This is a genomic window from uncultured Campylobacter sp., assembly GCF_947255105.1.
GTDB lineage: Bacteria > Campylobacterota > Campylobacteria > Campylobacterales > Campylobacteraceae > Campylobacter_B.
On sequence record NZ_CAMYFP010000001.1, the window covers coordinates 217,066 to 240,966 of the forward strand.

Genomic DNA, 23,901 nt, shown 5'->3' on the forward strand with positions numbered 1-23,901 from the left:
TGGGATTTAAATTTGGCTTTGTAGTTGTTAAATTTATCAAATTTAAAAGAGCAAAATTAGATAAAATGGATATTTGGTTTTAAATTTGCAAAATAGTTAAGATTTTTTTATAATTCTAGCTATTGGCTACTTTTGTAGATATCAAAGTCAAATTTAACAGCAGGAGTGACTATGCAAGATTTTGCACCATATATGATAAAACTTCAAAATGGTTATCCGCTTGATAGCACTGATTATGAGGCGATTTGCAAAGCACTTTATGAGAAAGATTATGATCTAGTTCAACTTGCAGGGCTTTTGGTGCTTATTAGTGAAAAAAGTCTCTATCCTGATAGTCTTGCAGCTTTTGTTAAAAATATCTTAAAATACTCCATTACCTACAGCAATCCAAACGGCTACTTTGACATTGTAGGGACGGGCGGCGATAGACTAAAGACCATCAATGTCTCAACAACTTGTGCATTTATATTGGCAGGGCTTGGTGTAAAGGTTGCAAAACATGGCAATATGGCAGTTACAAGCAAATCAGGCAGCAGCGATACCCTAAAGGCGCTCAACATTCCATTAGCAGCAAATATCAAAGAGAGTGAACGACTAATAACAGAGAGAAATTTAGCCTTTTTTCACGCACCGCTTTTTCACAAAATAACAGCAGAGGTAAAAGAGGTTAGAGATAGACTTCACATTGGAACTGTTTTTAATATCTTGGGACCACTTCTAAATCCAAATTTATCCTTAAGTTATCAAATGGCTGGCAACTATCTAGCAGAGGTAAATGAGCTTATAGCAAAAACTCTTCTTTTGCTTGGCAGAAAGAGGGCTTTGGTTGTGCATGGACTTGATGGAATGGATGAGATAACGATATGCGATGAGACACTAATCCACGAAGTAAGAGATGGTGCTATTTTGGAGTATAAGATAACTCCTGAGCAGTTTGGTTTTAAAAGGGCATTTCACAAAGATATCGAGGGTGGAAGTGCTATAGACAATGCCAAGACTTTGGAAGCGACACTAAGAGGCGAGATAGATGGTGCTAAATTTGATATAGTTGTTTTAAATGCAATGTTTGGGCTATATTGTGCTAAAAGGTGCAAAACTCCTATGGAGGCAAAAAAGCTTATTATTAATGCCATTATGAGTGGTGCTATTTGGAAGTTTTATTGTGATTATAAAGGAATGTTTTGAAAATAAAGATATGTGGAATAAAAAGTGCTTATGAAGCGATGGAAGTAGCAAAGCTTGATGTTGATTTTTTGGGAGTTATCTTTGCACCCTCTACTAGGCAAGTGACTCTTCAAACAGCAGCTATCATCTCTCAGATAGCTCACCAACATGGCAAAAAGTGCGTGGGAGTTTTTGGGGATTTAAACGATCAAGAGATTGCATCTAAGTGCAAAAATGCCAATCTTGACATAGCTCAAATTTATGGTGACTATTCGCTAGAGTTAAAAGCTCATTTGATGGCCAAGTTTGTAGAAGTTTGGAAAGTATATAGAGTTGATAAGACATTGCCAAAGATAGAAAAAGGGCTATGTAGTATGCCGCTATTTGACTACAAAGGGGAGAAGCTTGGTGGCAATAGCAAGAGTTTTGATTGGGAGCTTTTGAGAGGATTGGAGCCAAATAGTTTTGTTTTGGCGGGTGGTATTGGCAAAGACAACGCAAAAGAGGCGGCTAGTTATCGTCCTTATGCTATCGATATCAATAGCAAAGTTGAGGGAAGCGACGGACTTAAGGATACTAGGCTAATTAAAGAGATTATAGATATTGTAAAGGATGAAAGATGAAAAAGAGCTATTTTGGAGAATTTGGCGGTCAGTTTATACCAGAGACTGCTATGTTTGTCTTAAAAGAGTTAAATGAGGCATATGAAAAAATTGCAAAAAGCGATGAGTTTCAAAAGGAGCTTAACTGTTTGTTGAAAGACTATGTTGGTCGTCCAACACCGCTTTATCATGCCAAAAATTTAAGTAGCTACTATGGACATGAAATTTACCTAAAAAGAGAGGATCTAAACCACACAGGAGCGCATAAGATAAACAACGCTTTAGCACAAACTTTGCTTGCCAAAAAGATGGGCAAAAAGAAGGTTATTGCCGAAACGGGCGCTGGACAACACGGCGTAGCAACAGCTACAGCAGCGGCACTTTTAGGACTTGAGTGTGATATCTATATGGGCGAGGTTGATGCCAAAAGGCAAGAGCTTAATAAATTTAGAATGAAGCTTTTAGGTGCAAATGTTGTTGAGATAAAAGAGGGGCTAAAGACCCTAAAAGAGGCCACAACTGCCGCCATTCAAGCTTGGGTAAATGAGATAGAGAGCACCTACTATGTAATAGGCTCAGCTGTTGGCCCACATCCCTATCCCACTATGGTTAGGGAGTTTCAAAAGATAATTGGAAAAGAGGCAAAGCAGAGTTTAGAAGAGCTTGGCATAAAGGCGGACTATGTTGTTGCTTGTGTTGGAGGCGGGAGTAATGCTATAGGAATTTTTAGCGCCTTTTTAGATGATAAAGAGACTAAGCTTATAGGCGTTGAAGCTGGAGGACTTGGAGTTGATACGCCATATCACGCAGCAACTATAACAAAGGGAAGCAAAGGCATAATCCATGGTATGAAAACCATAGTGCTTCAAGATAGATATGGCAAAATAAGTCCGGTGCATAGTATCTCAGCAGGACTTGACTATCCAGGCGTTGGACCACAACATGCAGATTTAGCGGCAACTAAAAGAGCACAATATTTTGCAGTAACTGATGATGAGTGTATAAACGCCCTAAAGCTTTTGGCACAAAAAGAGGGAATTATAGCAGCGATTGAGAGTTCGCACGCACTTGCTTATTTGGAACATCTTTGCAAAAACCAAGACAAAAAGTTAAATATAGTTGTAAATTTATCAGGAAGAGGCGATAAAGATATGGCAAATATTATGAACTATCAAAAAGGAAAAATTTATGGATAAGATAAAGAGAGCATTTGAGGGCAAAAAGGCAAATATAGCCTATGTAGTTGCAGGCTATCCAGATCTTGAAAAGAGTAGAGAGTTACTTTCAAATTTGAATAGAAGTAGTATTGATCTTATTGAGATAGGCATACCATACTCTGACCCGATAGCCGATGGAAAGATCATCTTTGACGCAAGTTTTAAAGCTTGTCATGATGGCGTTAATACCGATGTTGTATTTGACCTTTTAGAAGAGGTAAAGATAGAGATTCCAGTTGTTTTGCTAGTTTATTACAATCTTATCTATGCTTATGGAGTTGATAATTTTGTAAAAAGAGCCAAAGAGTGCGGTGTGAGTGGCTTTATAGTGGCAGATCTTCCATATGAAGAAAACGAGGAGTTTTATAAAATTTGCACTAGCTATAAACTTGCCCTTATACCGCTAATTAGCGTTACTTCAGTAGATAGAATTAAGATGATTTTAACTAGAGCTAGCGGCTTTATCTATGCACTTGGTGCCATTGGAGTTAGCGGAACAAAGCAAACTCCACACGAAAGAGTTGCTTGGCTTGTAGATACTATCAAGAAAAATAGCACTCTTCCTGTTGGCGTTGGCTTTGGCATAAGGGACAATAGTGATGTAAAGCGGATAAAAGCGATTGCAGATGGTGCTATAGTTGGAACTTCTATTGTAAAACTTACTTCAAAATATAGCGGCGATGAGTTGATTGAAAAGATAAATGAGCTCTTTAAAGAGTAAATTTAGAGCTTAAATTTCAAAAGATGGCTTTCTAGCCATCTTTACTCTTAGTATATTATATCTTTTACAGGGTAGTCTTTGCCATCAATAGTTATGATTCCATCACTCTTTTTAAAATGAACCTCAGCCCCGTCTCCTACCATTCTCATACCACTTGCTGTGACTGCATTTTTGACTTTGTAACTTTTGCCATCTGGAGCAAATAGAGTTCCGTCTTCAAAATCTTTAGAGTCAGCCTTTAGTACATATGAGCCTTGCTCTGTCATAAAGGTTATTACGCGATCTTCTTTTTGTGATGAGGTTATCGCACAACCTGACAATAGAAAAAGCCCAGCAATAGTGAGCGCTACTAATTTTTTCATCTTCTCTCCTTTTATAAAATGTTTAATTATATAACTATTTTTTCAATCTACAAATTTAAGAGTTAATTTTTGCTATTATAGTCTAAATTTATAGCAAGGTGTAAAATGAAGACTTTAACGATTATAGATACTTTTGGATTTTTTTTCCGACTTTACTATGCTATGCCCTATCTTCAAAACAAAGAGGGCAAGCCAAGTGGTATGGTAAATGGTTTTGCAAATTTTATTATGAACTTAGAGCGAGATTTTAAGAGTGATTATATTATATTTGCTCTTGATAGCAAGGGCGAGACCTTTAGAAGCAAAATCGATCCAAACTATAAAAAAAATAGAAAAGAGCCGCCAGCCGCACTTCTAAAACAACTTCCAGTCTGCATTGAGATGATAGAAAAGATGGGACTTTGCTCTTATGCAAAAGATGGTTATGAGGCCGATGATATCATCGCTAGTATGGTTGAGTCACTAAAAGACAAAGAGATAGAGATATCCATTGTTTCGCATGATAAAGATCTCTATCAGCTAATTGATAAAAATGTCAAAATATTTTCGCCATCAAAAAGTATCACTTATGACAGAGTTGGTTGCTATGAGAGATATGGCGTCTATCCAGAGCAGATAAGGGATTTTTTGGCAATAACAGGCGATAGTTCAGACAACATTCCAGGAGTAAAAGGCATAGGCGACAAAGGGGCAAAAAAGCTTCTTGATGAGTTTGGAACTCTTGAAAATATCTATGCAAACATTGAGCAAATTTCAAATGAAAAAGTAAAAAACAATCTCATCGCCGGCAAAGAAGAAGCCTATCTAAGCAAAAAACTTGCCTCACTTTATAGCTCTTTAGAGTCGATAGATTTGCAACAAGCAACCTTTCCTAGCTCCAATCCACTCTTAAAAATAACAGATATTTTAGAAGAGTATTCGCTAAATAGAGTTCTTTCGGAGCTAAAGATAAAAAAGAGCCAAAGCCAAAGTACCAAATTTAACGCCTATTTACTAACCAAAAAAGATGAGCTTTTTGAGCTTTTAGATGGACTTACAAAAGAGAGTAAAGTTGCATTTGACACCGAAACTACAGGACTTGATAGCAGAAATGACAAAATAGTTGGTTTTTCTTTTTGTATAGATGGCATAAATAGTTACTATGTGCCTTTGTCTCATCGCTATTTGGGCGTTGGCGAGCAGATAGATATGCAAAATGCCAAAGTGGCGCTAGAAAAGCTTTTTCAAAGTCATATCATCGGTCACAATCTCAAATTTGACTTTGAGGTCATATATCAAAACTTTGGGATAGAAAAGACTCAAAACTACAGCGATACCATGCTTCTAGCGTGGCTTATAGATCCGCAAAGTCCAGTTGGAATGGATCCTTTGGCACTTAGATATCTAGGTTATGAGACGATTAAATTTGAAAGTATGGTAAAAAGAGGCGAAAACTTCTCATCAGTAGAGCTTAACAAAGCTTGCAACTATGCAGCCCAGGATGCTTGGGTGACTTTGAAGTTTTATGATAAGTTTATGAGCTTATTGAGCGATGAGTTAAAAGAGGTAGCAAGCAAGATTGAGTTTCCATTTATCAATGTTTTAAGGGCAATGGAGCAAGAGGGTATCAAGATAGATACTAAAAAGATAAGAGCTTTGATTGAAAAAAACAATGGGCAGTTAAAGAGCTTGAGTGATGAAATTTACCAGTTAGCAGAAGAGAAATTTAACATAAACTCCACTCAGCAACTTAGCACTATACTTTTTGAAAAGCTAAATCTCCCACCTCAAAAAAAGACAAAAACCGGCTATAGCACAGATGAGAGTGTTTTAATTGCACTTAGAGATCTTCACCCAATAGTTGATCTTTTGCTTGATTACAGAGAAATTTACAAGCTTCAAAGTACCTACACGCAGCCACTTCTAAAACTTTCAGAGGATGATAAAAACAGCAGAATTTATACTACATTTTTACAGACAGGCACAAGCACAGGAAGACTTTCTAGTAGAAATCCAAATTTACAAAACATTCCAGCAAGAGGAAGTATGGCAAAGGAGATGAGAGAGTGCTTTATAGCAAAAGAGGGCTATAGTTTTGTTGGGCTTGACTACTCACAGATAGAGCTTAGACTGTTGGCGCACTTTAGCAAAGATGAGGCACTTTTAAAGGCTTTTGCAAGTGGCGAAGATATACATGCAAGAACAGCTATCTCTATATTTGGTGTAAGTGACGATGAGAAAAGAGCCATAGCAAAGAGTATAAATTTTGGATTAATTTATGGCATGGGCGCTAACAAACTATCTCGTGAGTTAGGGATAAAAAGAGCAGAGGCCTTGGAGTATATCGAGCGATATTTTGCAGCCTTTGGCACGATAAAGAAGTTTTTAGACTCTCTTAAAGAGGAGGCAAAACAAAATGGCTACATCACAACGCTACTTGGCAGAAGGAGAAGCTTTGACTTTAGCAAAGCCAACCCAATGCAAGTTGCCATGTATGAAAGGGAGGCTACCAACACTAAATTTCAAGGAAGTGCGGCCGATATTATAAAAATGGCAATGCTAAAGTTGCAACCAACATTAAATAGTGATAAAAAACTGCTTTTACAAATTCACGATGAGCTTATTTTTGAGGTAAAAGATGAGATGGCAAATGAGTTTGGCGAGTTTGCAAAGAGCGTGATGGAGAACATTTATAAGTTAAATGTTCCGCTTCTTACAAGTCTAAATATAGCCAAAAATTGGGCGCAGCTAAAGTAAATTGATGTTTGAAATTTAGCACTTAAATTTCATCAAATTAGCCAAAATAAGAGCATTTGTTAGTTAGTTAAAATGTTTAAATTTTTGTATAATTAGCAACTAAGATAAATTTATAGGGATAACATGAGAAATATTAGGAATTTTAGCATAATAGCTCACATAGATCATGGCAAAAGCACCTTAGCAGATAGGCTTATAACTGAGTGCAACGCTGTTAGTAAAAGACAGATGAGCTCCCAAGTTATGGACACTATGGATATCGAAAAAGAGCGTGGTATCACCATAAAAGCCCAAAGTGTAAGACTTGATTATAAGCACAATGGAGAAGATTATATTTTAAATCTTATAGACACTCCAGGGCATGTTGATTTTAGTTATGAAGTTAGTAGAAGCCTTGCAAGTTGCGAGGGAGCTATCCTTGTAGTTGATGCAAGCCAGGGTGTGCAGGCTCAAACTATTGCAAATGTTTATATAGCGCTTGAACACAACCTTGAGATAATTCCGGTTTTAAACAAAATTGATCTTCCAGCAGCAAACCCTGAGCGTGTAAAAGAGGAGATTGAGCATGTTATTGGGCTTGATTGCAGCGATGCTATAGAGGTGAGTGCAAAAACAGGCGTTGGCATAAAAGAGCTACTTGAGGCCATCATCAAGCGTATTCCAGCACCAAAAACAGATGACAAAAAGCCACTAAAAGCACTTATTTATGATAGTTGGTTTGATAACTACTTGGGTGCTTTGGCTCTTATTAGAGTCTATGATGGCAAACTTTGTAAAAATGATGAAGTTTTAGTTATGGGGACTGGCAAAAAGCATTTAGTGCTTGACCTTTTATATCCAAATCCAGTATCTCCAACTAAAACAGAAGAGATAAGAAGTGGCGAAGTTGGCATTGTGGTGATGGGCTTAAAAGATGTTAGCGATGTTGCAGTTGGCGATACTATAACTCTTCTTAAAAACAGAGCCACCGAGCCAGTAGCTGGCTTTGAAAAGGCAAAATCATTTGTTTTTGCAGGAATTTATCCGATAGAAACTGATAAATTTGAAGACTTAAGAGACGCATTAGAAAAGTTGCAGTTAAATGACAGTTCTATAAGTTATGAGCCTGAAACCTCCGCAGCACTTGGTTTTGGGTTTAGAGTTGGGTTTTTGGGATTACTTCATATGGAAGTTGTAAAAGAGCGGCTAGAAAGGGAGTTTGATCTTGATTTAATCGCTACAGCGCCAACTGTAACTTATGAAGTTTATAAAACAGATGGAAATATGCTTAAAATTCAAAATCCAAGCGAGCTTCCACCTGTAAATGAGATAGAGCTTATAAAAGAGCCTTATGTAAAGGCAACTATGATAACGCCAACTGAGTTTCTTGGCAACCTTTTGACACTTTTGAATATAAGGCGCGGAATTCAAAAAAAGATGGACTATATAACTACCGATAGAGTGCTTTTAGAATACGACATACCGATGAATGAGATTGTGATGGATTTTTATGATAAACTAAAATCCTGCACAAAAGGATATGCTAGTTTTGACTATGAGATGACCGACTATAGACAGGGCGATTTGGTTAAACTAGATATAAGAGTTGCTGGTGAGACCGTGGATGCACTCTCTATAATAGTGCCACAAGATAAGGCTGAGTCAAAGGGCAGAGACTTGGTAAAGGCTATGAAAGATATCGTTCCAAGACAGCTTTTTGAAGTAGCTATCCAAGCAAGTATCGGCAATAAAATAATAGCACGTGAAAATGTCCGCTCAATGGGCAAAAACGTAACAGCAAAGTGCTATGGTGGCGATATCTCACGAAAAAGAAAGCTGCTTGAAAAGCAAAAAGAGGGCAAAAAAAGAATGAAAGCCATCGGCAAGGTAAGTTTGCCAAGCGAGGCATTTTTAAGCGTTTTAAAGATTGATTAAATTAAAGGTTTTGGGATGAAATTTATCTATATTTTTGCAGCGCTGTTTTTGGTGGGATGTAGCACGAACACTATAGAACTAAAAGATTATGGCGCAGCACCAAAGTCAAATTTGGCAGTTAGTGACAATAGAGCCGATAAAAGTTATGTAGTAAAGATGCTCTCATCAGATGGACAGCCCACAAAAAAGATTGCAACCAATATAAATTTAGACGAGTGGTTTAGCAAAGCTCTCTCATCAAAGCTTGACTCCATTGGCGTAGATACCGAGAAAAACTTCAAGTATATTGCTGTTTTTATAGACAAAGCAGAGCTCTCTTTTTCTAAATTTCGAACTAAAAATCTCATCACAGATGGCTCTGTTAGGATTATGATAAAGAAAAAAGATAGGATTATCAAAAGAAAGATCTCCCACTCAAAGAGAGAGTGTTCCTCTTTTTCAGACCTAGATACTCTTAAAGCCAACGTTGATGAGCTTTTGCTCTATCTTGTAGATGAAAGTGCCAAAGAGATAAAAGAGAGTCTGTGAGATGCCTAAATTGCGCTAAATTTAGCTTTAGATTTATCTGTAAAAGCTGCACCTCTCATCTACAAAGGGGTAGTTTTTTAAAAAGGCAGATAGATGATCTTGTTATTTATAGTGCCTTTTACTATAGCGAAGTAAAACCTTTGCTCTATTCAAAACATCACATTTATGGCGCTTTTGTCTATAAATCTTTGGGCAAGATAGCAAAAAGTAAGATAAACTTAGATCTTTTAGAGGGCAAATTTAACCTAATTCCAATAGATGATCACGTAGAAAATGGCTACTCACATACCGCAATCATTGCAAAAGAGCTTTCATCTTCCAAATTAAAGCCACTTTATAACTCTTTAAAAGCTACAAATAAGGTCCATTACAGTGGCAAACCACTCTCATTTAGGAAAGCAAACAAAAGAGGGTTTAAGGTGCTAAAGAGGGCAAATTTTCCTATCATTTTAGTTGATGATATTGTAACTACTGGCGAGACTTTGCTTCAAGCAAAAAAGGCGCTACAAAAAGAGGGCTTGGAGGTGATTTGCGCTATAGTTTTGGCAGATGCAGGGACATAATTAAGCACAAAACAAACAAAATTTAGATAATATAAGAGCTTTTAAGTAAGGTTGATAAGGGAGAATATGCAAAACAATATAATAGATGAAGATATCGAGCTACTTGATGTTGAAGACTCTATAAAAGAGAGTTATCTTGACTACTCGATGAGTGTTATTGTAGGAAGAGCATTGCCAGATGCTAGAGATGGACTAAAGCCAGTTCATAGGCGCATTTTATATGCTATGAATGTTCTTGGTGTAAGCAGTAAAGATCGTTATAAAAAATCAGCAAGAATTGTTGGAGATGTCATAGGTAAATACCATCCACACGGCGATACAGCAGTTTATGATGCTCTTGTTAGAATGGCACAAACTTTTTCTATGAGAATACCTACAGTTGATGGACAGGGAAACTTTGGCTCAATAGATGGCGATAGCGCGGCTGCTATGCGATATACTGAAGCTAGAATGACTCCTTTAGCAGAAGAGCTTTTAAAAGATATAGACAAAGAGACTGTTGATTTTGTTCCAAACTACGATGAAAGCGAGATGGAGCCAGATGTCCTGCCATCAAGAGTGCCAAATTTACTCTTAAATGGCTCAAGCGGTATAGCAGTAGGTATGGCTACAAACATTCCGCCACACAGCCTTGATGAGCTAATTGACGGACTTTTATTGCTAATTGAAAACAAAAATGCAACTTTAGATGAGATTATGGAGTGCATAAAGGGACCAGACTTTCCAACAGGTGGGATAATATATGGCAAAAAAGGGATAGTTGATGCCTACTCTACAGGTAGAGGTAGAGTTAAGATGAGAGCCAAAACTCACATTGAGACTCAAGGTAGCAAAGAGATTATTGTCATAGATGAACTTCCATATCAAACCAATAAAGCAAGGCTTATAGAGCAAATTGCCGATCTTGTCAAAGAAAAGCAGATAGATGGTATCTCTGAAGTAAGAGATGAGAGTGATAGAGATGGCATTAGAGTTGTGATTGAACTAAAGCGTGATGCGATGAGCGAGATTGTTTTAAATAATCTTTTCAAATCAACCACTATGGAGGCAACTTTTGGTGTCATAATGCTTGCTATTGCTAACAAAGAGCCAAAGGTATTTACTCTTTTAGAGCTTTTAGATCTCTTTTTAAATCACAGAAAAACTATTGTCATTAGAAAGACAATTTTTGAACTTCAAAAGTCACGTGCAAGAGCTCACATCTTAGAGGGTCTTAAAATCGCCCTTGACAATATCGATGAGGTTATCGAAACTATTAGAAATAGCCAAAATACAGCCATTGCAAGGGATAGCTTGATTGCTAAATTTAGCTTAAGTGAACTTCAGGCAAATGCAATACTAGATATGAGATTGGCACGTTTAACTGGGTTAGAGAGAGAAAAAATTGAAGCCGAGTTAAAAGAAGTTTTAGAGCGTATCCAAAAGCTTGAGGCGATGTTAAAGAGCGAAGAGCTTATAGAGGCGGCTATAAAAGAGGAGTTGTTGGATATCAAGTCCAAATTTAAATGCCCACGCAAAACAGAGATAGTTGATGACTACGATGAGATAGAGATAGAAGATCTCATTCCAAATGAAAATATGGTAGTAACTATTACTCATAGAGGCTACATCAAGCGAGTGCCAACCAAAACTTACGAAAGACAAAGAAGAGGTGGTAAAGGCAAAGTTGCAGTAACTACCTATGATGATGATTTTATAGAGAATTTCTTCATCTGCGATACTCACGATACTCTTATGTTTGTGACAGACCACGGACAGCTTTATTGGCTAAAGGTCTATAAGATTCCAGAGGGAAGCAGAACCGCCAAAGGCAAGGCAGTAGTCAATCTAATCAACCTTGCACAAGATGAAAAGATTATGGCTATTATTCCTACGACAGACTTTAGCGACAGCAAGTCTTTGGTCTTTTTCACCAAAAAAGGCGTTGTAAAGAGATCAAATTTGAGCGAATATGCAAACATAAGAAATGTTGGTATAAGAGCTATAAATTTAGATGATGATGACGAAGTTGTAACAGCTTTGATTGTAGATAGCACACTAAATAGAACAGAAAATGAGCCAACTATGCTCTTTGTAGTGACCAAAAAGGGAATGTGTATCAAATTTGACATAGAAAATGTAAGAGAGATAGGGCGAGTTGCAAGAGGCGTGCAAGCTATTAGATTTAAAGAAGATGGCGATCAAGTTGTAGGTGCTGCTGTTATCTATAGTGATTTGCAAGAGATTTTAAGTGTTGCAAGCAATGGTATAGGTAAGCGAACTACAGCTGATGAATATAGACTTCAAAACAGAGGCGGAAGCGGTGTAATTTGCATGAAGTTAACCACCAAAACAGGATATTTAGTAGGCATTGTCATAGTTGATAATGAGATGGATCTAATGGCGCTTACTACAAATGGTAAGATGATAAGAGTTGATATGCAAAGCATACGCAAAGCAGGCAGAAACACAAGCGGAGTAAAGGTTGTTGATGTTGATGGTGAAGAGGTTGTAAATATCGCAATTTGTCCAAAAACAGAAGATGAGATTGACTTAGCAGATATTAGTGAGATTGGCGAGGTATAGAGATGAGAAGATACAACATAGCAGTAGTTGGCGCAACAGGAGCCGTTGGAGAGGAGCTTTTGTTAGTTTTGCAAGAGATGAACTTTCCGGTTGGAGAGCTTTTGCTGCTTGCAAGTGCTAGAAGTGCAGGAGAGATGATAGAGTTTGGCGAAAAGGAGTATAAGGTCCAAGAGTTAACCACAAGCAGCTTTGATGAAAATGAAATAGATATAGCATTTTTTTGTGCAGGTGGAGGAGTATCAGCTAAATTTGTCCCTTATGCAGTGGAGAGTGGCGCTTTGGTTATTGACAACACAAGCCACTTTAGAATGCAAGAAAATGTTCCTTTAGTGGTGCCAGAGTGCAACTATGAAGATATCAATAGTTGGCAAGCAAGCGGTATCATCGCCAATCCAAACTGCTCAACTATCCAAATGGTTCAAGTCTTAAAGCCATTGGATGATGCTTTTGATATAGAAAGAGTTGATGTTAGCACCTATCAAGCAGTAAGCGGTGCTGGCAAAGAGGGCATGAATGAGCTAGTAGAACAGATGCAGGCGTTTTTTGCCTTTAAGTTAGATGAGAGCAAGGCCGATGTTTTTCCTCATCAAATAGCACTCAATCTCTTCCCTCACATCGATGTTTTTATGGAAAATGACTATACAAAAGAGGAGATGAAGATGATTGATGAGAGTGCCAAGATTTTGCACAAACGCATTCCCATCTCTGCAACTTGTGTTAGAGTTCCAGTTCTTAGAAGTCATAGCGAGGCGATAACTATTAAATTTAAAAAAGATTTTTCAGTTGAAAATGTAAAAGAGATTTTGAAAAATGCGCCAAGTGTAAAAGTTGTAGATGACAATAAAAACAACCTCTATCCTATGCCAATTATTGCCACCAACACGGACTATACCTTTGTTGGGCGTATAAGAAGAGATCTTTTTGATGATAAGATTCTTCATCTTTGGTGCAGTGCCGATCAGATACGAACAGGAGCTGCAACCAACGCAGTAAGGATAGCTTTGAAGTGGATTGAAAATAACTAGTCTATGAAATATCAGCTCTTTATCCCCTCTGGCAATCCAACTGCGCTTGTAGAAGATGAGGGTTTTTTGGTTAAAGAGCGACTTTTTATAAACGAAAAGATTATGAAAAGTGATAGCTCCATAGAGCAAGTTGGCTTTGTGGATAGCGACTTTAGGCTTGTTATGGCAGGCGGTGAGCGCTGTATCAACGCCATAAGGTGCGCTGGACTTTTTTATATGGATAAGTTTAATCTTGATGAGGTCAATGTTAGAAATTTAGATGAGGTTTTTAAGTGTGGCAAGGATAAATTTGGCATATTTGTAGCGTCCAAATTTAGCAATAAATTTAGCGTAAAAAAGCTTAGTAAATTTGAGTATTTGGTGAGTTTGGACGGCATTACCCACTTAGTAAATTTAGAAAAATTAGAGTTTAAAAGCGACGATGAGTATAAGAAATTTGGCTTTGAAAAGATAAAAAGTCTAAATTTAAATACTCTTAGGGCAAGCGGTTTTATAAATATTTTTGAGGATTTTTTAAAGCCCGTTGTTTTTGTTAGAGATATCAATACTTTATTTTATGAAAGTGCTTGTGCGAGCGGAAGTTTGGCAGCTTGTGTTGTTTTAAATTTGATTGGTAAAAAAAGCGAGTTTAGGCTAACTCAGCCAAGCAACAAAGAGCTTTTTGTTGAAATTTACAAAGAGTTTGAGAGGTTTATTGGCTTTAGGATAAGTGGAGAGATTTTAAAAGTATGATTGAGAGAATTTTTGAAAAAGTTCTTTGGAGTTCGAGATTTGTTACAATTTTGCCTGTAATTTTTGGCTTAATTGGCGCCATTATCTGTTTTGTCATCGCAAGTTATGATATCTTAAATGTTATGTTTGGTGCTTGGGAGTACCTTATCAATGGCAACAAAAGCCTAGATTTGCACTCAGATGCCGTTGGCATAATAGTCGGCGCTATCGATCTTTATTTGATGGCTTTGGTTTTGTTTATCTTTAGTTTTGGGATTTATGAGCTTTTTATCTCCGAAATTGAGCCTATGAAGAGTTCAAAACACTCAAAAGTTTTGGAGATAAAGAGCTTAGATCAACTAAAAGATAAGATTGGCAAAGTTATAGTTATGGTGCTTATTGTAAATTTCTTTCAAAGAGTGCTTCACGCCAAATTTGAAACACCACTTGAGATGGGCTACTTAGCGCTATCTATACTAGCACTTTGCATTGGACTTTATTTTCTTCATAAGGGAAGTGAAAATTAAATTTAAGGAGAAGAGATGATATTTGTAGATGCGTGTTTTAAAAAAGATGTTGCCTATACGCCTGTTTGGATGATGAGGCAAGCGGGACGATATCTGCCTGAGTATATGGCAGTAAGGCAAAGCGTTGGTGGCTTTTTAAATTTATGCAAAGATTATAAAAAAGCAAGTGAAGTTACCATTCAACCAGTTGATATTCTTGGTGTTGATGCGGCGATTTTGTTTAGTGATATTTTGGTTATTCCGCTTGAGATGGGAATGAACTTGGAGTTTATCAAGGGCGAGGGACCTGTTTTTAACTCACCTATCAAAACTAAAGCCGATTTAGACAGACTAGATATTGACAAAGCTGTAGATAGGCTAACTTATGTCTATGATACTATCAAGCTAACTAGAGAAAAGCTAGGCAAAGATAAGGCGCTTATTGGTTTTAGTGGCTCACCTTGGACTGTTGCAACCTATATGATTGAGGGAAGTGGCACTAAAAATTATGCAAAGTGCAAGAAGATTTTATATCAAGATCCAGAGTTTTTACATCAAATTTTGGCCAAAGTGACTCAGACAACAAAGCTCTATCTTGAAAGACAGATCAAAAGTGGAGTAAATGCTATCCAGATCTTTGATAGTTGGGCAGCAGCACTTGAAAAAGAGATGTTTTTTGAGTTTTCGTGGAGATATATTATAGAGATAGTCGATTATTTAAAAGAGCGCTATCCAGAGATTCCTATCATAGTTTTTCCGAAAGGAATTGGCTCTTATCTAGATAAGATAGATGGCAATTTTGATGTTTTTGGAGTTGATTGGGGCACACCTATTGAGCTTACAAGAGATATTTTAGGAGATAGATATACACTACAGGGCAACATGGAGCCTTGCAGACTTTATAGCAAAGAGGCTACAAAAGAGGCAGTTGAGAGGATTTTAAAGAGTATGAAGGGGCATCATCATATATTCAATTTAGGTCACGGCATACTTCCAGATGTTCCAGTTGCCAATGCTAAATACTTTATAAAGCTAGTTCAAGAGAGTTCAAAAAGATAATTTAAAAAGATAGATGGAGAGCAAAGACCATCTATCTTTCAAATTTAATTTATCTTGCATTTAACATAAAAAATGAGACTATTTTACTTGAGATATTTTTACTAAGTAGCCCAACCAAGCGGTCAATCATTGGCTCTTTTTGCCATATTGGGCTCTCTACGCCACTTAACTCTTCAACTCTGCTTTTAACATCACTATAAGTTGCAACGCCGTCTATTAGCTTAAGAGTTTTGGCGTCATCTGCCAAAAAGACCCGTGCATTTGCCCATTCATCCTTTTTGTTGATATCTAAATTTCTAGCCTCTGCCACCTCATTTGTAAAGAGCTCATAGCTTTTATCTGTAAGCTCTTGCACACTTTGTCTCTCCTCTTTTGTCCATTCTCGCATAAAGGTTCCTGCCTGTTTATACTCGCCAGCAGAGACGATTTGCTCTTTTATACCTATCTTGTCTGCTAGCCCTTGTATATTAAAGCCCTGCATAATAACGCCAATAGAGCCGATAAACGCCCCTTTGTTTGCATAAATCTCTTTCGCCCAAACACCACCAAGATAGCTGCCACTTGCCATTGTTCCACTTGCATATGCAACTACAGGCTTTTTTTCATTTAGTCTTTTTATCGCCATAGCAATCTCAAAACTAGGCGAAAGTCCGCCACCAGGACTATCGATAAAAAGTAGCACCCCTTTTATATTGTCATTTTTGTAGAGAGTTTCAGCCGCTTGCAAAAACTCTTCACTATCCAGTATCGCATCTTTTAAATCTAGCCTTGCAAGGTTTGCGGTACTTTGCTCATCTTTTGGAGCTATTATGACGCTAACAGCGATGGCGATTATACAAACAATCAAAAAAAACTTGATAATAGACTTTAGGATATCTGCAAAAAACTTAATTATACTTTTCATTATTTTCCTTTTTATATATAAGCTCTCCACCAACAAAGACCGCTTTTGCCTCTTTGTTTTGGAGTATTAATTGTAGCGGAATTTGCTCTTTGTTGTATGGTTTAAAGCCCTTAAAGATAGCAAAATCAGCTAAATTTCGCTCTTTTATCTCACCATTTTTTATTCCTAGCGCCTTTGCTGCGTTTTTGGTTGAGGCAAGTATTAGCAGTTTTGCAAGCCAAACTACATCAAACTCCTTAAATATCAAAAGATTTGCTCTAAGTTCATCTAGCAAGTTTAAGCTTATATTTGAACTAAGCCCATCAGTACCGATTGTGAAATTTAGCTTGGCTTTTAAGAGCTTTTTTAAAGAGAGTGATTTTTGACTAAGAAGTCTATTTGAAAAAGCGCAGTGAGTTACCGAGTGGCTGTCTTTATCAAAAATCCCAAAGTTATCTACCCAGACGCAGTGGGTAAAAAGAGTCTTAACACCATAAAAAAGCTCTACAAACTCATCTTTTGTAAAGTCGCTTTTTGGCTCTTTTGTGAAATTTAAGAGCCATTTTTTAAAGCCACCATCTCCTTTTTGGAGCCATATTTTTTCATCTTTGCTCTCAAGATAGTGTGCGGATAAAACTAAGTTGTTTTCTTTGGCAAAGCTAACTGCCCTTTTTACCAACTCTTTGCTAGTTGAGTAGGGCGCATGAATTGCAATTGATGGCATAAAAGTCTTGCTTTGATGTGCTGCTGCCATCTCATATCGCCTCATTCCATCATCCCAGCTCTTTTCTACACTATTTTTATTGGCACCTAAAATCTCATTAAAATAGACAACTCTTGCTAAGCTCTCTTTGCAAGGTTTAAGGTCAAGGCCTGCGCTTGAGATGGCGCCAATTGTCCCAACTCCGCTTTTTATAATGTTTTTTATGGCATTTTGAACTATCGCTTCATTTGAGTTTGCAAAAAGAGTCTCTCTGTTTTCAATGACACTTTTTACCCACGGCAAAAAACTACCATAGTTTAGAGTTGTTGAGTTGGCACTAAACTCAAGATGAGTGTGAAGGTTGCTAAGTGCGGGCATAGCGATATCATTTTCAAACTCATAAATTTCACTCTTTGGAAATTTCTCTTTTAACTTTTCAAAATCCCCAACCTCTTTTATCTCTTCGTCAAAGGCAACAGCGCTGTTTTCTAATATGCTAAATTTATCATCACAAAGTAGCAAATAACGGGCTTTTAATATCTTCATTTTCGCTCCTAATTTCAAATTGTAGCAAAAATTTAGTTAAATTAAAGTATAATAAAAGTTTAAATTTATTACAAGAGGTGCAAGATGAAGATAATGGTAATTCAAGGTCCAAATTTAAATATGTTGGGTCATAGAGAGCCAAATTTATATGGCAATATGACGCTTGAAGAGATTCATGCGCAGATGAAAAATGCAGCAGAGCAAAACAATGTAGAGATTGAGTTTTTTCAAAGCAACTATGAGGGCGAAATTGTAGATAAAATTCAAGAGTGTTTAGGAACAGCAGATGGCATCATCATCAATCCAGCCGCCTATGCACACAGCTCTATTGCCATAAGAGATGCAGTGCTTGCAGTTGGAATCCCAACTATTGAGATACATATTACAAACATTGCAAGAAGAGATGAGTTTAGACAAAAAAGTCTTATCGCGCCAGTTACAGCAGGACAAATCAGCGGTTTTGGGCCAGTTGGATATCATTTAGCACTCATTGGAATGTTTCAAATTTTTGAGCAGATCAAAATAATCAAGGCTAGAAGCCAAGAGCAAAAAGCAGCAGATGAATAACTACATAGTGCAAGATGAGGGCGCACTTTACTATGAGTGTGGCTATAGTTGTGATAATGGACTTTTTCTAAAGTTAGATGGCAAAAAGTTTTTTATCACAGATAAAAGATATAGCATAGAAGCTAGGAGTTTTTTTAAAGATATAGAAGTTGTAGAGATAAAAAACAGTCTTATTGATGAGGCCGCTACTCTTCTTAAAAAAACAGCTGTAGATAAAATCATCTTTGATCCATATGACTTTAGTTATGGTGACTTTTCCAAGCTAAAAGAGCTAAATTTAGAGTTTATCTCAAAGCCGCACTACTCAAAACAAAAGCGCATTATAAAGAGAAAAGATGAGATTGCTCTTTTGAAAAAGGCGGCTAAATTTGGCGCCGATGCATTTGATGAGTTTGCCGCATTTATAAAAAATGGCAACTCTTTTAGCGAAGAGGAACTATTTTTTAACGCCGAGATTATCTTAAAGCAAAGAGGTGCTTTGGGACTTTCATTTAGTCCAATAGTTGCTATCAACGAAAACGCAGCCAAAGCTCACGCACTACCAACTAAAAAGTCTCTTAAATTTGGCGACCTACTTTTGTTTGATGCTGGAGTTAAGTATAAAAGATACTGTTCAGATAGAACAAGAACTGCCTTTTGTGATGAGAATTTAAACTTTTCTAAAGAGCAGAAATTTAAAAGTGCCAAAAAACAAGAAATTTATGAGATAGTAAAAGAGGCGCAAATTGCCGCGATAAAGAGCATTAAGCCAGGAGTTTTGGCCTTGGATGTAGATAGGGTGGCAAGAGAGTTTATCAAAAAAGCAGGTTATGAAAAGGAGTTTTTTCATAGCACAGGACATGGCGTTGGCATAGATATACATGAGTTTCCATTTATTTCGCCAAGTAGCAAAACTATCCTAAAAGAGGGAATGGTCTTTAGTGTGGAGCCAGGGATTTATTTGGAGGGTGAGTTTGGAGTGCGCATAGAAGATGTGGTTGTTGTGACAAAAGAGGGTTGTGAGGTTTTTAGTTAAGTTTGTATGAATACTAAGTTTTTAAAAAATGATTTTATTTTTTTGCAAGATGCTATAAAACTTATCAAAAGTAGCTTTTTTCCGCGTAAATTTAGAGATGACAAGGGCTTTTATAGAGAGTTTTTTTTGGTTGGAGTTGGCGGAAATTTAAATAATGTAAAAAAAAATTTTGAAAAGTTAGTTTTTGAGTTGAACAAAGATAGAAGATTTGGACTTATCGCCTCATCGCCAATACTCTTAAACAAGCCATTTGGCTACACAAATCAGCCAAATTTCTATAATGCGGTTTTATTGCTAGTAACATCAAAAAGCCCAAAAGAGACTTTGAAGATAATGCAGCACTATGAGAAGAAATTTAAAAGAAAAAGAGAATTTCCAAATGCACCACGCACTCTAGACTTGGATATTTTGTATTTTGATAATCTAAATTTAGATGATGAGCGGTTAGTTTTGCCACATCCTGGAGTAGAAAAGAGAGTAAGCACAATAGTTCCAATAGGTTTGATGAAGGAGAGAGGATGGATCTAAAACAAATTTTAAAAGAGATTAGAAACACAAAAATAGCGATGAACTTGCCAAAAAAGTCTGTGACTATTTTTGGTTCAGCTAGGCTAAAAGAGGATAGTCCTTACTTTGAGAAAGCCTACCTGCTTGCAAAAAGATTGGCAGATGCGGGCTATACTATAGTTACTGGCGGGGGTGGCGGCATAATGCTTGCTAGCAACAAAGGGGCCTTTAGCTCCAACAAAGAGCAAAGTGTTGGCTTTAATATCATCTTGCCAAGAGAGCAAAAGGTCAATGACTACGTAACTACTTCGCTACTTTTTTCAAGACTTGAGATAAGAAAGGTAGCACTTATTGAAAAATCTAGCCATTTTGTCGTCTTTCCTGGCGGTTATGGGACATTGGATGAGCTTTTTGAGATATTGGTTTTGGTACAGACCAAGTTAAAAAAGGCCGATATTTATCTCTATGGAACTGCATTTTTTAGCCCTTTGGTGGATTTTATAAAAAACTCACTTCTAGAAGAGAGGGTCATCTCCAAAGAGGATCTCAATCTTTTTTGCCTAACAGATGAGATTGATGAGATTTTTAATGGCATTGTAAATGGGAGCCAAAAGAGTTGAAAGTGTTAGTAGCAATGAGCGGCGGTATCGACTCAACAGTCTGTGTAAAACTCCTAAAAGAGGCGGGACACGAGGTCGTTGGCTGCTATATGAAGCTTCATCAAAAAGAGGGCTATCATGAAAAAAATATAAAAAACGTCGAGCTTGTAGGAAAGTTTTTTGGGATAAAAACTACTGTTTTGGACTTGGAAGATGAGTTTAAAAAGTTTGTTTATGACCCTTTTGTAAATATCTACAAAGAGGGCAAGACACCAAATCCCTGTGTTTATTGTAACAAAAAGATAAAGCTTGGAGCACTTTTGAACTATGCTTTGGAAAATGGCTTTGAGCGCCTTGCAACAGGGCATTATGCAAGAGTAGAAAATGGACTTATAAAGGCTGCCAAAGATGAGAGTAAAGATCAGAGCTATTTTTTGGCAAACATCGATAAAAGCGCTATTTCACATATGATTTTTCCACTTGGCAATCTATATAAAAAAGAGATAAGAGAGATGATTGGTGGGTATTGTGAGCTTTTGGATATCACTAGTCAAAAGGAGAGCAGCGAGATCTGTTTTGTTGAAAATAGCTATATTGAGATATTAAACAGGCACTTTAATACCCAAAAACCAGGTCTTGTCAAAGACACAAATGGCAACATCATAGGCACTCACAAAGGTTATATGCACTACACCATAGGCAAAAGACGGGGCTTTACTCTAAATTGTGCGCATGAGCCACACTACATATTGGAGATAAATGCGCAAAATAACGAGCTAATAGTTGGCACAAAAGAGGAGCTTCGTGTGAGTGAGTTTCATATCTCAAATTTAAACACTTTTACTAAACTTAGTAGCAAATTTAACGCCTTTGTAAAGATAAGGTATAAAAGTCCTATGCTTATGGCAACAGTTGATAAAGAGGAGCTAAAGGTTAGTTTAAAAGAGCCAGTATATGGAGTTGCTAAAGGTCAGCTTGCAGTATTTTATGATGAAGAAAAGAGAGTTTTAGCAAGTGGTTTTATAGCCTAAATTTCATCTGTTTTGATGAAAAGGTGGCTAAATTTCATTAAGTTTTTGGTGCTTGCTAACTCATTTTAAACTTATGTTGAAATTTAATAATACTAAGAATTTAAATAGTGCTTAAATATAAATTTGCTACCATACTACTAGAAATTATTTTAAAAGGTTATCTATGCGTGGTTATAAGATATTTTCAGGTAGCGCCAATGTCGAGTTTTCAAAGAAAATCTCAAAATATCTCTCACTTCCTTTAAGTGACTGTTCTATAAGACGTTTTAGCGATGGTGAGATAAGCTTTCAAATAGGCGAAAGTGTAAGAGGCAAAGATGTTTTTGTCATCCAGCCAACCTGCGCTCCGACCGATAGCAATCTTATGGAGCTTCTTATTATGAGTGACGCTCTAAAAAGAAGTTCAGCCAACTCAATTACAGCTATAATTCCCTATTTTGGTTATGCAAGACAGGATAGAAAAGCGGCTCCAAGAGTGCCAATTACTGCAAAACTTGTTGCAAATATGATTCAAACTGCCGGTGTTGATAGAGTTGTGACGATGGATCTACATGCAGGGCAAATTCAGGGCTTTTTTGATGTTCCTGTTGATAACCTTTATGGCTCCATCATCTTTACAGACTATTTTAAAGCCAAAAATTTAACCAACCCAATAATAGCAAGTCCCGATGTAGGCGGAGTTGCAAGAGCTAGAAGTTTTGCAAAAAAACTTGGTCTTGATATGGTCATAGTTGATAAGCGCCGAGAAGAGGCAAATAAGAGCGAAGTTATGAATGTAATAGGCGATGTAAAAGGCAAAGATGTCATTCTTATAGATGATATGATAGACACAGCAGGCACCATTGTAAAGGCAGCCGCTGCATTTAAAGAGAGAGGCGCTACAAGCGTTATGGCCTACTGCACTCACGCAGTTCTTAGTGGAAAGGCTTATGAAAACATTCAAAATGAGGCGTTAGATGAGCTTATAGTGACCGATACAATTCCACTAAAAAGCCCAAATGATAAGATAAAGGTCATAAGCGTGGCTCCGCTTTTTGGTGAAGTGATACGCAGAGTTTATCACGATGAGAGTGTAAATAGTCTTTTTGTTTAAAATCGACTATTTAGACTTGGAACTCAAATTTAAGGTCTAAATTTGACTCTTAAATTTGACTATTCAGCCTAAAAGTTTAAATTTGACACTCCAAACGACTCTTAAATTTGAAGATTAAATTTGGCTATTAATAACTGCTTTTTTAAATTTGAGCCTTAAGTTTAATTTAGGTGGCTTTTTTGCCACCATAAGTTAAACTCTCTTTTTGTTAGTTAAACCTGCAAATATACAAAACGCAAAGCCCGCAATCAAAGCATACGGCGCAAAAGAGCTTGCTCCTGCTCCTGAACTTGCAAGGCTAAAGTTGTGTGCGATACTGCCGCCTGCCATCATTCCTATTATGAAGATGGATGAGCCAAGGTTGCCACTTCCCATATTTACAAGATGTTTGCCAGGGCAGCCTTGAGAGAGCGAAAAGCAAAATCCAGCAAGCATCATTCCAAGAAAATTCCAGACAAACTCATTGTGAGCTATCGGCTGATTGGTAAATCCCAAGTGATATTGTGAAAGTGCCAAATTTGCGATAGTTGCTCCAACTATGATGGCGATAACTCCACCAAACATCGCATACTCCCTATCGGCTATTTTTGCAAAGGCACCAACACTGCAAAACTTAGATTTTCTCATGACAATACCAATCAAAACTCCGCCCGCCAAAGCTATCCAAATCGGCGCATGTTGTGAGCCCGGACCTTTTATGGAGCTAAATAAAGCGCCATTTTCTCCAACCTTTAGCCCAAAAACCAAAGCAAGCAGCAAAAGCAAAGAGATGGCTATCGGGATGGCTGACATCGCTTTGTTTGACTCAGTCTCATCGGCAAGTGTATATCCAAATCTCTTTTTACAAAACCTGCCACAATAGACACCGCATACCAGTCCCACAACTCCCGCAATTGCACTCATATCGCCGCCACCCAAACGAAGAAATGCTCTCCAAGGGCATCCAAGGAAGATAAGGCAGCCAATCATCGCAAAAACTCCCAAGAAAAAGAGCAAAAATGGACTTGAGGTGTTTTGGCTTTTATAATCTTTTGTCCAAAAAAGCGAGCACAAAAGCCCACCAACTATAAGCCCAATAATCTCTGGGCGAAGATATTGCACAACAGCTGCTCTGTGAAAACCAAGCGCACCAGCACTATCTCTTAAAAAGCAAGCGGCGCAAACTCCCATGTTTCCAGGATTGCCAAAATGGACCAAAAAGGCTGCTACCACTCCTAAAGTAACGCCTGAAACTATGTTTGAAGTAAATTTATTCATTTTTTACCTTTTAAATGTGTAAGTCAA

23 protein-coding genes are annotated in these 23,901 nt (G+C 37.3%); 19 read left to right on the forward strand and 4 right to left on the reverse strand.

Features of this window, described 5'->3' with window-relative positions; genetic code table 11:
* Positions 1-171: 171 nt before the first annotated feature.
* Genes trpD through trpA form a run of 4 tightly spaced genes read left to right on the forward strand, consistent with a single transcriptional unit; the run spans position 172 to position 3,704 of the window.
* Positions 172-1,185: an anthranilate phosphoribosyltransferase gene (gene trpD / locus Q0X52_RS01160; protein WP_297573756.1), complete on the forward strand. Its 1,014-nt coding sequence runs from the start codon at positions 172-174 to the stop codon at positions 1,183-1,185.
* On the forward strand, positions 1,182-1,787 hold the full coding sequence (locus Q0X52_RS01165; protein WP_297573759.1) for a phosphoribosylanthranilate isomerase: 606 nt from the start codon (positions 1,182-1,184) through the stop codon (positions 1,785-1,787). Before trpD ends, Q0X52_RS01165 begins: the two co-directional genes overlap by 4 nt.
* Positions 1,784-2,962, forward strand: a complete 1,179-nt coding sequence (gene trpB / locus Q0X52_RS01170) for a tryptophan synthase subunit beta (protein ID WP_297573761.1) — start codon at positions 1,784-1,786, stop codon at positions 2,960-2,962. Before Q0X52_RS01165 ends, trpB begins: the two co-directional genes overlap by 4 nt.
* Positions 2,955-3,704 carry a tryptophan synthase subunit alpha gene (gene trpA, locus Q0X52_RS01175; RefSeq protein ID WP_297573764.1) on the forward strand — a complete coding sequence of 250 codons (750 nt, stop codon included), beginning with the start codon at positions 2,955-2,957 and terminating at the stop codon, positions 3,702-3,704. Before trpB ends, trpA begins: the two co-directional genes overlap by 8 nt.
* A gap of 47 nt (positions 3,705-3,751) precedes the next feature.
* On the opposite strand, the gene Q0X52_RS01180 is transcribed toward trpA, so the two are convergent.
* The gene (locus Q0X52_RS01180) at positions 3,752-4,066 is read right to left on the reverse strand and encodes a hypothetical protein (protein WP_297573767.1); all 315 of its coding nucleotides are present in this window, start codon (positions 4,064-4,066) and stop codon (positions 3,752-3,754) included.
* Positions 4,067-4,171: 105 nt separating this feature from the next.
* On the opposite strand from Q0X52_RS01180, the gene polA reads away from it, so the two are divergent.
* From polA to hemE, 9 genes are all read left to right on the forward strand, one after another.
* Positions 4,172-6,802: a DNA polymerase I gene (polA, locus tag Q0X52_RS01185; protein ID WP_297573770.1), complete on the forward strand. Its 2,631-nt coding sequence runs from the start codon at positions 4,172-4,174 to the stop codon at positions 6,800-6,802.
* Between the two features lie 123 nt (positions 6,803-6,925).
* Positions 6,926-8,716 carry a translation elongation factor 4 gene (gene lepA / locus Q0X52_RS01190; RefSeq protein ID WP_297573773.1) on the forward strand — a complete coding sequence of 597 codons (1,791 nt, stop codon included), beginning with the start codon at positions 6,926-6,928 and terminating at the stop codon, positions 8,714-8,716.
* A 15-nt stretch (positions 8,717-8,731) separates the two neighbouring features.
* Positions 8,732-9,244 carry a hypothetical protein gene (locus Q0X52_RS01195; RefSeq protein WP_297573775.1) on the forward strand — a complete coding sequence of 171 codons (513 nt, stop codon included), beginning with the start codon at positions 8,732-8,734 and terminating at the stop codon, positions 9,242-9,244.
* Positions 9,241-9,807 (forward strand): ComF family protein, encoded by a 567-nt coding sequence (locus Q0X52_RS01200; RefSeq protein WP_297573777.1) that lies wholly within the window; start codon positions 9,241-9,243, stop codon positions 9,805-9,807. Before Q0X52_RS01195 ends, Q0X52_RS01200 begins: the two co-directional genes overlap by 4 nt.
* Positions 9,808-9,873: 66 nt before the next feature.
* The gene (gene gyrA, locus Q0X52_RS01205) at positions 9,874-12,372 is read left to right on the forward strand and encodes a DNA gyrase subunit A (RefSeq protein ID WP_297573780.1); all 2,499 of its coding nucleotides are present in this window, start codon (positions 9,874-9,876) and stop codon (positions 12,370-12,372) included.
* A 2-nt stretch (positions 12,373-12,374) separates the two neighbouring features.
* On the forward strand, positions 12,375-13,397 hold the full coding sequence (locus Q0X52_RS01210) for an aspartate-semialdehyde dehydrogenase (protein WP_297573784.1): 1,023 nt from the start codon (positions 12,375-12,377) through the stop codon (positions 13,395-13,397).
* 3 nt (positions 13,398-13,400) lie between these two features.
* Positions 13,401-14,129, forward strand: coding sequence for a hypothetical protein (locus tag Q0X52_RS01215; protein WP_297573787.1), 729 nt, complete (start codon positions 13,401-13,403; stop codon positions 14,127-14,129).
* Positions 14,126-14,635, forward strand: coding sequence for a YqhA family protein (locus Q0X52_RS01220; RefSeq protein ID WP_297573789.1), 510 nt, complete (start codon positions 14,126-14,128; stop codon positions 14,633-14,635). The genes Q0X52_RS01215 and Q0X52_RS01220 overlap by 4 nt, the downstream gene beginning before the upstream one ends.
* A gap of 15 nt (positions 14,636-14,650) precedes the next feature.
* Positions 14,651-15,673 (forward strand): uroporphyrinogen decarboxylase, encoded by a 1,023-nt coding sequence (gene hemE, locus Q0X52_RS01225; RefSeq protein ID WP_297573792.1) that lies wholly within the window; start codon positions 14,651-14,653, stop codon positions 15,671-15,673.
* A gap of 49 nt (positions 15,674-15,722) precedes the next feature.
* Here the strand turns inward: hemE and sppA are convergent, their stop codons facing one another.
* Positions 15,723-16,577 (reverse strand): signal peptide peptidase SppA, encoded by an 855-nt coding sequence (gene sppA / locus Q0X52_RS01230; protein ID WP_297573794.1) that lies wholly within the window; start codon positions 16,575-16,577, stop codon positions 15,723-15,725.
* The gene (locus Q0X52_RS01235) at positions 16,561-17,805 is read right to left on the reverse strand and encodes an aminofutalosine deaminase family hydrolase (protein ID WP_297573797.1); all 1,245 of its coding nucleotides are present in this window, start codon (positions 17,803-17,805) and stop codon (positions 16,561-16,563) included. Before Q0X52_RS01235 ends, sppA begins: the two co-directional genes overlap by 17 nt.
* Positions 17,806-17,889: 84 nt before the next feature.
* Here Q0X52_RS01235 and aroQ point away from each other — a divergent pair, with 84 nt between their 5' ends.
* The 6 genes from aroQ to Q0X52_RS01265 all read left to right on the forward strand — a co-directional run bounded on the left by aroQ (position 17,890) and on the right by Q0X52_RS01265 (position 22,617).
* On the forward strand, positions 17,890-18,372 hold the full coding sequence (aroQ, locus tag Q0X52_RS01240; protein WP_297573799.1) for a type II 3-dehydroquinate dehydratase: 483 nt from the start codon (positions 17,890-17,892) through the stop codon (positions 18,370-18,372).
* Entirely contained in the window at positions 18,365-19,387 is a 1,023-nt protein-coding gene (locus Q0X52_RS01245) for an aminopeptidase P family protein (protein WP_297573800.1), read from the forward strand. The genes aroQ and Q0X52_RS01245 overlap by 8 nt, the downstream gene beginning before the upstream one ends.
* A 6-nt stretch (positions 19,388-19,393) precedes the next feature.
* Positions 19,394-19,915, forward strand: coding sequence for a 2-amino-4-hydroxy-6-hydroxymethyldihydropteridine diphosphokinase (gene folK, locus Q0X52_RS01250; RefSeq protein ID WP_297573802.1), 522 nt, complete (start codon positions 19,394-19,396; stop codon positions 19,913-19,915).
* Entirely contained in the window at positions 19,906-20,514 is a 609-nt protein-coding gene (locus Q0X52_RS01255) for a TIGR00730 family Rossman fold protein (protein ID WP_297573808.1), read from the forward strand. The genes folK and Q0X52_RS01255 overlap by 10 nt, the downstream gene beginning before the upstream one ends.
* Entirely contained in the window at positions 20,511-21,524 is a 1,014-nt protein-coding gene (gene mnmA, locus Q0X52_RS01260) for a tRNA 2-thiouridine(34) synthase MnmA (protein ID WP_297573810.1), read from the forward strand. The genes Q0X52_RS01255 and mnmA overlap by 4 nt, the downstream gene beginning before the upstream one ends.
* 163 nt (positions 21,525-21,687) lie before the next feature.
* Positions 21,688-22,617, forward strand: a complete 930-nt coding sequence (locus Q0X52_RS01265; RefSeq protein ID WP_297573812.1) for a ribose-phosphate pyrophosphokinase — start codon at positions 21,688-21,690, stop codon at positions 22,615-22,617.
* A gap of 192 nt (positions 22,618-22,809) precedes the next feature.
* Here the strand turns inward: Q0X52_RS01265 and yedE are convergent, their stop codons facing one another.
* On the reverse strand, positions 22,810-23,874 hold the full coding sequence (gene yedE / locus Q0X52_RS01270) for a YedE family putative selenium transporter (RefSeq protein WP_297573815.1): 1,065 nt from the start codon (positions 23,872-23,874) through the stop codon (positions 22,810-22,812).
* Positions 23,875-23,901: the final 27 nt, after the last annotated feature.

Coding starts and splice junctions, on each gene's coding strand:
- trpD (WP_297573756.1), top strand. CDS start 172: ATGCAAGATTTTGCACCATATATGATAAAACTTCAAAATGGTTATCCG.
- trpB (WP_297573761.1), top strand. CDS start 1,784: ATGAAAAAGAGCTATTTTGGAGAATTTGGCGGTCAGTTTATACCAGAG.
- trpA (WP_297573764.1), top strand. CDS start 2,955: ATGGATAAGATAAAGAGAGCATTTGAGGGCAAAAAGGCAAATATAGCC.
- Q0X52_RS01180 (WP_297573767.1), bottom strand. CDS start 4,066: ATGAAAAAATTAGTAGCGCTCACTATTGCTGGGCTTTTTCTATTGTCA.
- polA (WP_297573770.1), top strand. CDS start 4,172: ATGAAGACTTTAACGATTATAGATACTTTTGGATTTTTTTTCCGACTT.
- lepA (WP_297573773.1), top strand. CDS start 6,926: ATGAGAAATATTAGGAATTTTAGCATAATAGCTCACATAGATCATGGC.
- Q0X52_RS01195 (WP_297573775.1), top strand. CDS start 8,732: ATGAAATTTATCTATATTTTTGCAGCGCTGTTTTTGGTGGGATGTAGC.
- gyrA (WP_297573780.1), top strand. CDS start 9,874: ATGCAAAACAATATAATAGATGAAGATATCGAGCTACTTGATGTTGAA.
- Q0X52_RS01210 (WP_297573784.1), top strand. CDS start 12,375: ATGAGAAGATACAACATAGCAGTAGTTGGCGCAACAGGAGCCGTTGGA.
- Q0X52_RS01215 (WP_297573787.1), top strand. CDS start 13,401: ATGAAATATCAGCTCTTTATCCCCTCTGGCAATCCAACTGCGCTTGTA.
- Q0X52_RS01220 (WP_297573789.1), top strand. CDS start 14,126: ATGATTGAGAGAATTTTTGAAAAAGTTCTTTGGAGTTCGAGATTTGTT.
- hemE (WP_297573792.1), top strand. CDS start 14,651: ATGATATTTGTAGATGCGTGTTTTAAAAAAGATGTTGCCTATACGCCT.
- sppA (WP_297573794.1), bottom strand. CDS start 16,577: ATGAAAAGTATAATTAAGTTTTTTGCAGATATCCTAAAGTCTATTATC.
- Q0X52_RS01235 (WP_297573797.1), bottom strand. CDS start 17,805: ATGAAGATATTAAAAGCCCGTTATTTGCTACTTTGTGATGATAAATTT.
- aroQ (WP_297573799.1), top strand. CDS start 17,890: ATGAAGATAATGGTAATTCAAGGTCCAAATTTAAATATGTTGGGTCAT.
- Q0X52_RS01245 (WP_297573800.1), top strand. CDS start 18,365: ATGAATAACTACATAGTGCAAGATGAGGGCGCACTTTACTATGAGTGT.
- folK (WP_297573802.1), top strand. CDS start 19,394: ATGAATACTAAGTTTTTAAAAAATGATTTTATTTTTTTGCAAGATGCT.
- Q0X52_RS01255 (WP_297573808.1), top strand. CDS start 19,906: ATGGATCTAAAACAAATTTTAAAAGAGATTAGAAACACAAAAATAGCG.
- Q0X52_RS01265 (WP_297573812.1), top strand. CDS start 21,688: ATGCGTGGTTATAAGATATTTTCAGGTAGCGCCAATGTCGAGTTTTCA.
- yedE (WP_297573815.1), bottom strand. CDS start 23,874: ATGAATAAATTTACTTCAAACATAGTTTCAGGCGTTACTTTAGGAGTG.